The following is a 12,572-nucleotide window of genomic DNA, read 5'->3' as shown; positions in this document are numbered from 1 at the left end:
AAAAATAACACTCCCGAAAAAACAGGAGTGTTATTTTTATCTATCGATTATGATATACAACTCATGATCGTCGTTTTATGTCTTAAAATTTTTCAACACCTCGCACATTCATTTCTATCGATGTTACACGATCCACCGGACCGGTGATGAATAAGGTTTTTTCATCTTTACCTGCAAAGACGTTGTTGGTGGCGCCACCACCGGTATCGATGGTCATAATTTTATTTCCCATCGGATCAAACACAACAACTCCCAGACTATTACTTATATAAATATTTCCTTGTTCATCCATTGACATACCGTCACCGCCCATGTCCACAAACTTGTTCATATTAGAAAGTGTTCCATCGTCCTTTATATCAAATACCCAGGTACCACCCATGTTATCGCCAGCCCATTTGTTAACGTAGAGTTTTTTTCCATCAGGCGTTCCGACAACACCGTTAGGCCATGAATCAGCATCCCATCCGTCTGTGACACGAACCAATGTAGAACTGCCCGGCGCGAGATAGTAAACATGGCCACCCTTACCTGCGTCGGCTTGTTCCGAATGAGTTGGAGGCCAATTTTGCTTACGCGGATCGTCATCTTCCCAATAACCTCTTGGGAACAGGGGGTCAGTGATGTACATACCGCCGGTAATGGGATTTATCCACACGTCGTTAGGTCCATTTAACCGTTTTCCCTTATAGTTATCTACCAGCACCTGGTGAGTGCCATTTGGAGCGATTTTCCAGAGTTCGCCATACATATCAGCACAAGCAATGAGATTCCCGTCTTTGTCAAAAGCCATCCCATTGGATCTACCTGTTCCTTCTAAAAAGGGAGTGACATCACCCGTTGATGCATCCCACTTGTAAATTTTATCATTAGGCTGATCTGTAAAGAATACATTTCCGTCCTTATCAACGGCAGGCCCTTCTGTAAAGCTAAATCCCGTTTCATGAGTTTCTAAATTTCCAACGGTACTAAGCGTAATTTTGGGATCATCTGAATCGCAAGAATAATATCCTAAGGATCCCATAACTCCAAGGAGAAAAAAAAGTCGTTTTTTCATAAAGAAGAATTTAGGTTTTAATAGAAAATGAGAGTTTATGATACAGCATATATAAACTCCGTTGTCGGGGCGTAAAGCTATAGGAACTTGGATGATAAGAACTTCCAGTAAACGTCGGCGACAGATATTGAACAAAAGCCGTTTGTTCAAAGTTTTTTACCAATAGCCAAAGTGTACCGTGAGTGAATTGCAGTGTACTACCTAGATCCACCCTTGCCTGGCCAGACTAACGACATAACCGGCAACTTTTCACTTGCAAGTTTACGTTTTGACAGCCATGTATGCCTGTAGAATCCCCAAGGGTGCTCTTTCGAAGGAGCAGATCCTTCGCGCCGCACCGGCCATTGCACGGGCCCTTGCTCAGGACATCGGTAAATTGGTAGGGTGGGCTTTCGAACAGCCGCTGATTATCAAAGAGTGCTGGCTCCTCATTTGGATCGAGTTCCTGAGTGGTGTATTGTGTAGCGCAAGAGCGAGCGAAGGATCTGTTGCGGGTTAAGGTGCTGTTCGAAGTGTGCTCTTTCGAAGGAGCAGATCCTTCGCTCCAGCCTTTAATATTTTTTCCGTCCACTCCATTTTATCATAGGTCACCTGGAGAATGATCATTACTTCGGTACGAATGGTGATGGTCCTCAAAAAACCGATTTGTTTTCGCAGGTCAAAAAACGGAATGATTTTTTAACGGCACCATTCAAATTCATAGAACAGGTAAAATAATTTCATCTGAAGATCGGACGTATGATGATAACTGCTTTTAAAACGCTATTGCAGTAACAAATTTTATTTCATTCTTTGGGAGTTATCTATTGATGATAATAAAATATTCTTTTACTAACTGATCCTACGTGAATGGCAAAGCGATTTGAATACACGACACTCGCTCAACGATATACTGCGAGATTTCCTGTACTTACCTATGTGGGCATTCAGGTGAACTTTTGGATCATTGCAAACATCTTGCTTGTTGCAATCATATACCTGCAGCTCCAGATCATTGGCCAGACCTTCGAGATACCGGTAGCAAAAAGCTTTGGTCCGATTCTATTGATCGCTGTCATCTTAGGTATTGTATATGGGGTGAGCCTAGGACTAACGAGTTATTATCTAGACAAAAAAGTTTTCAGGAGGCTATCATTAGGAAAAGTTATTTTATTCAAAGCATTGGGGTCGCTGGCTGTTCTTACGGTTCTTGTAGCATTCACAAGATTTGTTTTATTCGAACCCTTCATTTCTCCATCGTTGTATACGCAAGGCATTACACTGAATGAAACGTCCTGGGAGTATACGTTTTACGTCCTGTTAATCTATTATTTTTTCATGACACTCGTGATCAGTTTCATCAACCAGGTAAACAAGAAATATGGTCCGGGTGTCCTGGTGCCTTTACTGATGGGGAGATACCGAAATCCGAGAGAAGAAGAAAGAATTTTTATGTTCATGGATTTGAAATCATCCACAACGACGGCAGAAAAATTAGGGCACCTGAAATACAGCTCATTCATCCGGGATTGTTTTATGGACATCAATGATGTTTTGCTCCCCTTTCATGCGCAGGTCTATCAGTACGTGGGGGATGAAATCGTCGTTACCTGGACGGAAGACGAAGGGCTAAAAAATCTGTTTTGTATCAAATTTTACTTTGCCTGTAAAAAGCAGTTTTTGAAAAGAGCCGAATATTACCGAACAAACTATGGTTTACTTCCGGACTTCAAGGCTGGTATTCATACCGGAAAAGTAACGGCGGTAGAGATAGGAGACGTTAAAAGAGATATTGCGTTCCACGGCGATACATTAAATACAGCCTCCAGAATTCAAAGTGTTTGCAACGAATACGAGAAAAGTTTTCTCGCTTCCGAATATTTAATTCAAAAAATCGGGTTGGATGACGGCATTAAAACGCTGCCGTTGGGAATGATTTTGCTGAAAGGAAAGGCAGAGAAGATCGGGCTCGTTAGTATCGAAAGTAACGAACTTCCTGCACCTTTTTCTTAAGCGAAGGTCGCTCCAATTACACGCACGGAATATTAATCTCATCCACGGTACTATACTGACATTATTGCAGGGCTTTTAGCAAACCTGACTCTAGCTAAGGGGTAGCTAAGGGTTGGCTATACTGACACTATGGTGAAGCTGTAAGTTGCAAAGCCTGCGTTGTGGGCTACAAGAGAATCGCAAGAAGCGGGTTTTGTTGAAGATGCGGCTGCGTGATCTTTGAACAAAAGACAGCACTATGCATCAATCAAGTCAACCTTCCATTCTGTATTTTGGGACACCGGTGGTATTAATCAGCAGCGAGAATGAAAACGGTTCGTACAACCTTGCCCCTATTTCTTCTGTTTTTTGGCTGGGTTGGCGATGTATCATAGGAATAGGGACGAACACCAAGACGGCTCAAAACCTAAAACGAACAAAGATGTGCGTGCTCAACCTGCCTTCCGTAGAACAAGTACATGCTGTAAACAAATTAGCATTGCTTACCGGTTGTGATCCGGTACCTGAAAGGAAGCGTATAAAAGGATATCGTTACGAACCCAATAAGTTCGAAACAGCGGGGCTTCACCCCATGGATTCGGAGGTTGTAGCAGTGCCGTCGGTTAAGGAATGTCCTGTACAAATGGAGGCAATAGTTACCGCTTTTAACCCCATTGGGGAAGATGATGAATCCCTGAAAAACCGCCTCGTTTCTATAGAACTAAAAATTATAAAAGTTCGGCTGGAAGAAAACATTCTGTTTCCTGGCGACCGTAATCATGTTGATCCTGACAAATGGCGACCATTAATTATGAGCTTTCAACAATTCTATGGATTAGGAAAACAAATTCATGAGTCGGCGCTCGCGCAAATATCAGAACACCTGTATAAGACCTAGTGACAAAATAAATCTCCGAACATTAACAAAGTCTTCCCTGCGAAGATTGGCCAATTTTGGCGTCTTTGCTTTGACCGGCGTTACACGAATTGAATTCCGTAGTCTTCAAGACATGCCCGAATCACATTTACGAAGACCCAGAAATCCGTTGTAGTGCTATTGCGTCTACCCTTACGGTTATTTTTCGTGAAGAATGATTTTCTTAAGGAGGTGGTCAACTCTACCTGTATCCCCTGTTTTCGCTTATTCTTGTTAACGATATTGTTCGGCAGACTTCCGTCAAGCATATCCTGAGTTGTAATATAGGCATTGAAACCCGCGGTCATCAGTTGAACTTCAAGAATCTCTTTTAATTCCTCATCAAGGCCTCCGATAAGACAAGCTTTATATCCTTTTCCGGTGGATTCATCGGGTTGCAGATCAGTGCAGCCATGAAACGCGAGACTGATTACGCTATTCTTTACGATTACATTTGCGTCAACGTCATTGTAATGGGAAGAAGTCACGTGTAGCTTTCCATTTTCACCGCTTGGATTTGTTCCGTTGAATATAAAATAGTCATAGGTGTTACTTGTGTCTGTAGCGCCGTTGAAATTTTTAACAAACCCGGCGGTTGCAAGGGCAAGTTCTGTGGTGCCACTTTCGATACTGCCACCATGAGGCGCTATGATAAATATTTTGTTTGCATCAACATAACCCTTCAGACTTTTATAACGGGCGCGGTGGCGGTACCACTCTTTGGTAAAATTTATTCCCTCTGTTTCATTGGCATACAGCGCGCTCATGCTATCATAATAATCAGGTCCTTCAGGCATAACGTTATTTTTAAATGGTTTAACTCTCCGGCTTCCGATACACCAATCACTACAAAATTATTTATCTATTGAGGAATTCCCAATTGTTCCGCACACTTGACTTGATATTTCTTCTCTCCCTCTTAACATACCCAAATCGGTCGCTGGTCGCAATCACTGACACGCTCAACAAAGCGAAATTGAAATTTTAAACAAAGTCGGTCGTAGTAGTAGACTCTACTTTTGTATAAACAAAAACAATTTCAATTTATGACTCAAACAAAAACACTCGACAATTATAATGGGCAGCTTCAAAAAGCAGTTGGTTCAGGATTTACGGCAAGCTCAACAGCAAGTGATGTCATCAATGGCATCGACCTTACCGGGAAAGTTGCAATCGTAACTGGGGGTAATGCCGGTATTGGTTTGGAAACTACGAAAATCATGGCTGCTGCTGGCGCCACCGTGATTGTTCCTGCAAGAGATATTAAGAAGGCAAAGAAAAATCTCGAAGGTATTGCCAATGTGGAACTCGCCCCAATGGATTTAATGAGTCCCAAATCCATTGATGCCTTTGCGGAAAATTTTTTAGCGTCTGGCAGAGCGCTTCATTTACTGATCAACAATGCGGGTATCATGTGGGTGCCCATACGCAGGGACAGCCGGGGCATCGAATCTCAATTAGCCACTAATTATCTAGGACAATTTCACTTAACGGCAAGGCTATGGCCAGCAATGAAGAAAGCCAATGGCGCCAGGGTTGTAAACCTGTCATCTTTCGGCCATCAAATGGCACCGTTCAACTTTGACGATCCGAACTTTCTTCATCGCCCGTATGAGACATTGCAAGGCTATGGACAATCAAAGACCGCGACGAATTTATTTTCGCTTGAGCTTGACCATCGTGGTAAACCTTTTAACGTCAGGGCCTATTCAGTACACCCTGGTTCCATTAACGGCACCGAACTGGGGCGTGAAGCTCCTATTGAATTATTTCAGCAAATGGGTTTTTGTGACGCTCAGGGTAACGTGCTTCCGGAAGTAGCTGCCAAGCTGAAAACAATCCCTCAAGGTGCCGCCACTACCGTGTGGTGTGCAACAAGTCCAATGCTGAATGATATCGGCGGTGTGTATTGTGAAGATGCAGACGTAGCTGAACTGGATTTGGGGATTGAACATCGGTACGACGACCCTTCTTCGTCGCGGGGCGTGCAGCCCTATTCGTTGGACGAAACGAATGCAAAACGTTTGTGGAAACTAAGTGAGGAGATGACTGGTATAACATTCCTCACGAACAGTTCGTCGTTGTAGGGCATTACATCAGATGCCTTTAATCATAGGTCAAGATTTTTTATAGATAGCGATCAAACCATACTATCAATTCAACAAGATGTACCTAAAATACTACCTGGGGTTGTCGTTTGGGACAACCCCACTAAATTGTAAATTGTATGCCAATGACAAGAGATATGGAATTCAAAACAAACTATATCACTCCAGATATCAAGCTTTCAGTTTTTGAGGACGAATTGTTTAAGACCGAAGTGCTTTTTGAACACCACTTGCTCATTTGGTTTATTTCCGGTGAAACAAAAATTATTCAGGCTGGAACTTCATATGTGTTCAACGCGGGAGATATTTTCCTGATCCCGCGTAATCAAGTGGTAACCATTATTAATTATCCCAAAGATGGACTTCCGCACAAAGCTGTAGGAATGCATCTCACGATAGAGCGACTCAGAGATTTTTATTCAAAACTGGAAATGAAATCCGAGGCCGGCTTTACTGACAAAATATATTCGTTCAAGAATCATCCGCTTCTCCAGAGTTGTTTTTCGTCACTACTTCCCTACTTTGACTTGCAAGAGAAATTTCCGGAAAGCCTGGCCGCACTAAAAATTACAGAAGCGATCACCATTTTAAGAACGATTGACAAAAACGTGGATGGGATCCTCGCAAACTTCGACACACCTGGGAAAATTGATTTGGCAAAGTTTATGGAAAGTCATTTTATGTTCAATTTGCCTTTAGAAAAGTTTGGTTATCTCACTGGCCGTAGCCTCTCAACATTCAACCGCGATTTTCGAAAAACCTTCAAAGCCACGCCGCAACGTTGGTTAACAAAGAAAAGGCTGGAATTAGCGCACTATCAAATTGCAGCTCAAGCGAAAAAGCCCGTCGACGTATATCTGGAAGTTGGTTTTGAAGATCTCTCCCATTTTTCGTTCGCGTTCAAGAAACATTTTGGTTATATCCCCACTGCTGTTGTAAGAAACTAGTGCTTCATTGGAAATCCCAAGAAGTAGGGATACTGATTTGCTTCAATTTAAAACTGGAAACGAATTGTGGAGCAAGCTTTTCATTCCTTTCATTGCCGATAAATTGTCATTCACGTGAAAGTCATAACTTTGATGAACAAGCTTCCTTAAGGCACTAACTCACAAGCAGCTCCTGAACTAGAAAGGTCTTGTATACCGAATGACGTCTGATCAATCTCATACACCAACAAAACGATTGGTATCCATCGATGCATTGCGCGGTTTTGATATGCTCATGATATCTGGCGCCGGATCGTTTATTTACCTTTTACATGGCAAAACGGATTGGCCGTGGGTAGACGCGCTTGCGTTGCAGTTCGAACATCCGCCGTGGAATGGTTTTACCTTTTACGATTTTATCTTTCCACTTTTTCTTTTTATCGCAGGCATGTCAATCCCTTTTTCCACTCGCAAAGGGCTAGAACAAGGGCTGTCGAAATCTCAGCTTTACTGGAAAGCTTTTAAAAGGATGCTGATTTTAATCGCGTTAGGTATACTTGATAAAAATGCCCCTGTTCCTTTTTTTGAGTGGTCTGAGATCCGTTTTGTTGGCGTACTTCAACGGATCGGATTCGCGGGATTTATAGTGACGATTCTCTACCTAAATTTTAATGTGCGAAGCAGAATGTTTTGGGTGGCAGGGCTATTGTTGTTATACTATGGAGCTATGTTTCTTATCCCGGTTCCAGGATATGGTGCTGGTGACCTTTCGATCGAAGGAAACCTCCATGGCTGGATCGACCGGAATTTCCTGCCCGGCAGACTACTGCAAAAAACGTATGACGAAAATGGAATACTTACACAAATTCCTGCGTTGTGTCTTACCATACTTGGAACATTGGCATCAGATATCTTAAGAAAGGAAGAACTTTCTGATTATGCGAAACTTCGGAACCTTGTGGTGTCAGGAGCTATCTGCGTCGCAATCGGACTTTTATGGAGCTTACATTTTCCAATCAACAAGCATTTGTGGAGCAGTTCATTCATTATGCTCACAGGCGGAATGGCGTTTCTGTCCTTCGCATTGTTCTATTGGATTATTGACATTCTGAAGTATCAGAAATGGACCTTCTTTTTTATTGTGATCGGCATGAATAGTCTGACTATTTATCTGGCGTACCGGTTTATTGATTTTGGCCATACGTCAAAATTACTTTTTGAAGGCCTTTATAAAGACACCCCGGAAGAATGGCACCCTGTTTTCGAAAGCATTGGCGCGTTGGCTATCGTATGGATCTTTCTATATATTCTATACAGGCGAAAAATCTTTGTCAAGATCTAGCCCTTACGTTATTTTTGGTTAATGCAGGAAATCCAATGCTTCCTCAAACTTTTGCAATACCTCGCCCTTAGATAAGGTGCTGCTATCAATCACCACCGCCTTAAAGTCCTTCGCTTGGTCTCTTAAAAACTTAAGCCAATTTATCATATGTTTATTAAACAGCTCAGGCTGTTCCCGTCCGTGTGTGAGCCTGTAACGCATTTCATCTTCACTGCAGTGGATGAGGATGATTGTATAGTTGTCGAAGTGGTGTTTTGCAAAACCACTGCGAATAAATTCCAAGTTCACCTGGCCTTCCAAAAAGATTTTTTCATCCGTGTATTCATGCATAATTCGGTCGATCCATTCGTGTGTTTTAATTTCCTGCCACCGAACAGGCGAGCTGAATTTTTCTCGCATCTCTTCTAACGAAGGGACTCCAATCGTGTCAAAGTGCAGGAATGACCAGGGTCTGTTGCTATACTTTTCCTCTAGCTGGGTAACTAAAGTTGTCTTGCCGACACCAGAGGCACCTGTAATAAAATACACCATCTTTCCTTCACTCCTATTCATTATCGTGACGTTAAATATCCTAGATAGCTTTTACAAGATACTCTACAAACACACCCGTCATTCCTATAGTCATAGCATAAATATTCAAGTAAGGGAGATGAAAAGAGAAAAGAGAAAATTCATACTTACAAAAGAAATGAATAGTTCGCTTCCATTCGTTCAAGCAGAACATCTGCGTTAACCTTTTTCCTGAAAATGGGTTCCAACGGATCACCTACATTCTTAAGCCTCTTAAAAATCTCCACATGGTTGAACTCATCCAACCGAAGGTCCTCCTTTATTTCTTCCCATAAAAGCGGTGCCGCAACCGTTAATGATTCTCCTGCCACAAGAGAATAAGGTGTAATGATATTTTGACCTCCTTCGTTAAGGAAATACTTCAATGACACCTTCCCGTAACTGTTGTCTTCAGACCCTTCCAGGAACACAAATTCGGGTATTTTAAGCCTGATAAGTTTACAGATGTATTGAGCTGCCGCCTGGCTTGTTTCAAATTTACTTTTGGCATCGAGTGGTATATAAATCTGCAGGCTGGACCGACCGTCTGTTTTAACAAAAGATGGCAGTTTCAAACCCGATAATATCTCATTAGCAGCAAGGGCGACCTTGATTGCGTTTCCAAGTTCTGCTTCCGGAGACTCAATTTCGATAACAAAATAATCAGGCAATTCCAAAGACTTCGTACGCGAAAGACCACTCATAAATTCCACACAACCAATCTCCGCGTAGTACAACAGATGTTCTTTGTTATTGCAGAGCAGCGATTGTTCTTTCTCTTTTGGCTTAGCGGCGTTTGTTGTTTGAATCCAGTCTGGCGGTTCCACATTTTCAGGGAGCGCGCCTAAAGTTTTATATTCCGTATGCGAGCCATCAGCTGAAAGAATTCTAATGGCAATGGGTCGATCTTTAAGATAAGGCAAGATGTAATCAGCGATTTTATTATAGTACTCCAGGACATCTTTTTTAGTAAGTGATGGTTTCCTGAAAACAATTTTATCGAGATCGGTAAACTTAATTTTATGCTTGAGTTTAAAGTCCGGCTGCCTGGGCCCCTTATCGATAACTTTTGCAGGAATCTTTTTCTGATCTTTTTCTTTTTTTACGTGCTTCGATTCTGTCTTTATGTTCGCGGCAGGAAAAGCATACTTTTCAGCCTTCTCCTTTTTTCTGAATACCGGCAGATCCGGAAGAGAAGCAAAATCTTTTTTTACAGCCTCGTCAAATTCGAATGGCGTTTCATCCCATGCTTTATTTGAAGTGCTGTGGAAAAAATAAATTCCCGGAGTATCATCACTTGCATGCAGTTGGCGATTTGACGATTCCAAATTACTCAATACGGCATAATAATTCATTTCATAGAACAGCGCTGCTTCACCCTGAATTCCTTCTACGCTTATTCTGTCTTCTATTGAATGTCCAGCTTTTGTAATGTAAAGACGTATAAGTTTTTCGCGGTCGGGCCTGTCCTTACACTTTGTTATTATTTCATAAATAGTTTTAAATGCCTTTGTGTTTTTTCGAATCAACATAATTGGTTGGTGACTTCAACTTAAAGATAAAGTTAAAAACTTGACATTCGAGATGGGTCCGTCCTCAACAAAGCTGTCCAGTTAGTCGCGTTTTTATGTTCTCGTCATATTTTTTCAACGCTCGTACCTCTCGTCTACATTGCCGGCAGCAGCCGACACATCGCACATCACTGTTGCGGAAGTCAGTCTGATGCGCTGGTGGACGATTTATGCGCATACATTATCGCAAATCGATAGTGATAATCTGCGTAAGAATAGTTTTATTTAGGCGTCTGAACAATGGTTAAATCGTTCAAATCTTAAAACGCTAAAACGAAATTTATATGCCTGATTTTCAAATCAAGGAGACTTCAAAATCATATGACGTTTGTATTGTTGGATCTGGTGCCGGCGGAGGTATGGCTGCTTACGTGCTGGCGAACGCTGGTGTAAAAGTAGTTCTGCTGGAAGCGGGGCCGTTATATGATCCTGCTAAAAATGTAACACAACTAAAATGGCCGTGGGAGTCCCCACGACGTGGAGCAAGTACACCTTATCGTCATTTTGGGGATTTTGATGCCGCTTATGGTGGGTGGGAACTTGAAGGCGAACCATATACACATAAAGATGGAACGCAGTTCGACTGGTTCCGGGCCCGAATGGTGGGAGGGCGTACCAATCACTGGGGACGAATTTCGTTGCGCTTTGGTCCGAAAGATTTTAAACGTAAAAGTATTGATGGCTTGGGTGATGACTGGCCGATTGGATATGAAGATGTGGCACCTTTTTACGACAAGGTTGACCGGCTGATTGGGGTTTTTGGTTCGAAGGAAAATCTTCCCAACGATCCGGATAGCATTTATCTGCCTCCACCAAAACCAAGGTTGCATGAGCTCATGATTCAGAATGCTGGAAAAGCACTCAATATTCCTGTCATTCCATCGCGGCTTTCAATCCTTACGAAGCCTGTCAATAAAGACAGAGGGTCTTGCTTCTATTGCCGTCAGTGTGGACGTGGTTGTACGGTATATGCAGATTTCTCTTCTTCTTCCGTGTTGGTAAAACCGGCGTTAGCAACAGGCAACGTTGATGTAATACCCCACGCCATGGCGCGCGAAGTATTAACCAACGGTGAGGGTAAAGCAACAGGCGTATCATTTGTCAATACGCAAGACTTACAGGAATATACGGTCAATGCCAAGATCGTCATACTGGCAGCGAGCGCATGTGAATCTTCGCGATTGTTGTTAAACTCAAAATCATCAAGAAATCCCAACGGTCTGGCCAATACCAGCGGCGTTGTCGGCAAGTACCTGCACGACTCGACAGGTGCTTCCATGGGTGGAATTCTACCGCACCTGGTGGGAAGAAAACGTTATAACGAGGATGGTGTTGGTGGTATGCATGTATACACACCGTGGTGGCTTGATAACAAAAACCTTGACTTTGCAAGAGGATACCATATCGAATATGGCGGCGGCATGAACATGCCTGGCTACGGGTTTGGATTTGGAATGGAAAAAACAAATGGAAAATATCCTGGTCGCGATGGCAAGCAAAAAGCCGCGGGTGGATATGGCGCTTCCTTGAAAGATGATTACCGGTATTTTTATGGGGCCGCCATTGGTATGTCAGGACGTGGTGAAGCTATCGCCCGCGAAGATAATTACTGTGAGATCGATCCGCATACGGTAGATAAGTTTGGTATTCCAGTGTTGCGTTTTCATTACAAGTGGAGTGAGCACGAGGTAAAACAAGCGAAGCACATGAAGGAGACTTTCAAAGAGCTAATTCATAAAATGGGAGGTGTCGTTACTTCTGGCGACGATGGTCCGGAAAATGATTACGGTCTGCTGGCACCCGGGAGGATCATCCATGAGGTTGGTACTACGCGTATGGGTAATGATCCAAAAAAATCGGCCTTGAATAAATTTAATCAGGCGCATGACTGCAAAAATTTATTTGTTGTTGATGGTGGGCCGTTCGTATCACAGGCAGATAAAAATCCAACATGGACCATCCTTGCGCTTTCAATGAGAGCGTCTGAATATATCCTTGATCAGTTGAAAAAACAGAATATCTAATGCTTTTATAAACTGCCGTTGTTGATGTGTATACTTGTAACACATATCAACAACGGCGTAATTTCTAACAAGCACCCCGTCCATGAATTCCACACCGTTGAGATAATC

General features: G+C 42.6%; 12 protein-coding genes. 7 read left to right on the top strand and 5 right to left on the bottom strand.

Features of this window, described 5'->3' with window-relative positions:
- Positions 1 to 82: 82 nt before the first annotated feature.
- Positions 83 to 1,057: an SMP-30/gluconolactonase/LRE family protein gene (locus P2W71_RS13165; RefSeq protein WP_276371704.1), complete on the bottom strand. Its 975-nt coding sequence runs from the start codon at positions 1,055 to 1,057 to the stop codon at positions 83 to 85.
- Between the two features lie 277 nt (positions 1,058 to 1,334).
- Between P2W71_RS13165 and P2W71_RS13160 the strand changes: the two genes are divergently transcribed.
- The gene (locus P2W71_RS13160; protein WP_276371703.1) at positions 1,335 to 1,556 is read left to right on the top strand and encodes a hypothetical protein; all 222 of its coding nucleotides are present in this window, start codon (positions 1,335 to 1,337) and stop codon (positions 1,554 to 1,556) included.
- Here the strand turns inward: P2W71_RS13160 and P2W71_RS13155 are convergent.
- Positions 1,553 to 1,693, bottom strand: a complete 141-nt coding sequence (locus P2W71_RS13155) for a hypothetical protein (protein WP_276371702.1) — start codon at positions 1,691 to 1,693, stop codon at positions 1,553 to 1,555. The genes P2W71_RS13160 and P2W71_RS13155 overlap by 4 nt on opposite strands.
- 213 nt (positions 1,694 to 1,906) lie before the next feature.
- Here P2W71_RS13155 and P2W71_RS13150 point away from each other — a divergent pair, with 213 nt between their 5' ends.
- Positions 1,907 to 3,049: an adenylate/guanylate cyclase domain-containing protein gene (locus tag P2W71_RS13150; RefSeq protein ID WP_276371701.1), complete on the top strand. Its 1,143-nt coding sequence runs from the start codon at positions 1,907 to 1,909 to the stop codon at positions 3,047 to 3,049.
- Between the two features lie 238 nt (positions 3,050 to 3,287).
- Entirely contained in the window at positions 3,288 to 3,926 is a 639-nt protein-coding gene (locus tag P2W71_RS13145; RefSeq protein ID WP_276371700.1) for a flavin reductase family protein, read from the top strand.
- A gap of 80 nt (positions 3,927 to 4,006) precedes the next feature.
- On the opposite strand, the gene P2W71_RS13140 is transcribed toward P2W71_RS13145, so the two are convergent.
- Positions 4,007 to 4,741, bottom strand: coding sequence for a poly-gamma-glutamate hydrolase family protein (locus P2W71_RS13140; RefSeq protein WP_276371699.1), 735 nt, complete (start codon positions 4,739 to 4,741; stop codon positions 4,007 to 4,009).
- 249 nt (positions 4,742 to 4,990) lie between these two features.
- Here P2W71_RS13140 and P2W71_RS13135 point away from each other — a divergent pair, with 249 nt between their 5' ends.
- The 3 genes from P2W71_RS13135 (at position 4,991) to P2W71_RS13125 (ending at position 8,320) form a co-directional block, all read left to right on the top strand.
- Positions 4,991 to 6,031, top strand: coding sequence for an SDR family NAD(P)-dependent oxidoreductase (locus P2W71_RS13135; RefSeq protein WP_276371698.1), 1,041 nt, complete (start codon positions 4,991 to 4,993; stop codon positions 6,029 to 6,031).
- A 140-nt stretch (positions 6,032 to 6,171) separates the two neighbouring features.
- Positions 6,172 to 6,999 carry an AraC family transcriptional regulator gene (locus tag P2W71_RS13130; protein WP_276371697.1) on the top strand — a complete coding sequence of 276 codons (828 nt, stop codon included), beginning with the start codon at positions 6,172 to 6,174 and terminating at the stop codon, positions 6,997 to 6,999.
- A 199-nt stretch (positions 7,000 to 7,198) separates the two neighbouring features.
- Positions 7,199 to 8,320: a DUF5009 domain-containing protein gene (locus P2W71_RS13125; protein ID WP_276371696.1), complete on the top strand. Its 1,122-nt coding sequence runs from the start codon at positions 7,199 to 7,201 to the stop codon at positions 8,318 to 8,320.
- A gap of 18 nt (positions 8,321 to 8,338) precedes the next feature.
- Here the strand turns inward: P2W71_RS13125 and P2W71_RS13120 are convergent, their stop codons facing one another.
- Both P2W71_RS13120 and P2W71_RS13115 read right to left on the bottom strand, forming a co-directional pair.
- On the bottom strand, positions 8,339 to 8,872 hold the full coding sequence (locus tag P2W71_RS13120) for an AAA family ATPase (protein ID WP_276371695.1): 534 nt from the start codon (positions 8,870 to 8,872) through the stop codon (positions 8,339 to 8,341).
- 125 nt (positions 8,873 to 8,997) lie between these two features.
- Positions 8,998 to 10,401 carry a hypothetical protein gene (locus P2W71_RS13115; protein WP_276371694.1) on the bottom strand — a complete coding sequence of 468 codons (1,404 nt, stop codon included), beginning with the start codon at positions 10,399 to 10,401 and terminating at the stop codon, positions 8,998 to 9,000.
- 323 nt (positions 10,402 to 10,724) lie between these two features.
- Between P2W71_RS13115 and P2W71_RS13110 the strand changes: the two genes are divergently transcribed.
- Positions 10,725 to 12,464: a GMC family oxidoreductase gene (locus tag P2W71_RS13110; RefSeq protein ID WP_276371693.1), complete on the top strand. Its 1,740-nt coding sequence runs from the start codon at positions 10,725 to 10,727 to the stop codon at positions 12,462 to 12,464.
- The last annotated feature ends 108 nt before the right edge of the window (positions 12,465 to 12,572 follow it).

The sequence above is a fragment of the Chryseolinea sp. H1M3-3 genome (assembly GCF_029360725.1).
GTDB lineage: Bacteria > Bacteroidota > Bacteroidia > Cytophagales > Cyclobacteriaceae > Chryseolinea.
Note: the sequence above shows the minus strand (reverse complement) of the source record. Positions and strands in the feature narration are given on the sequence as shown.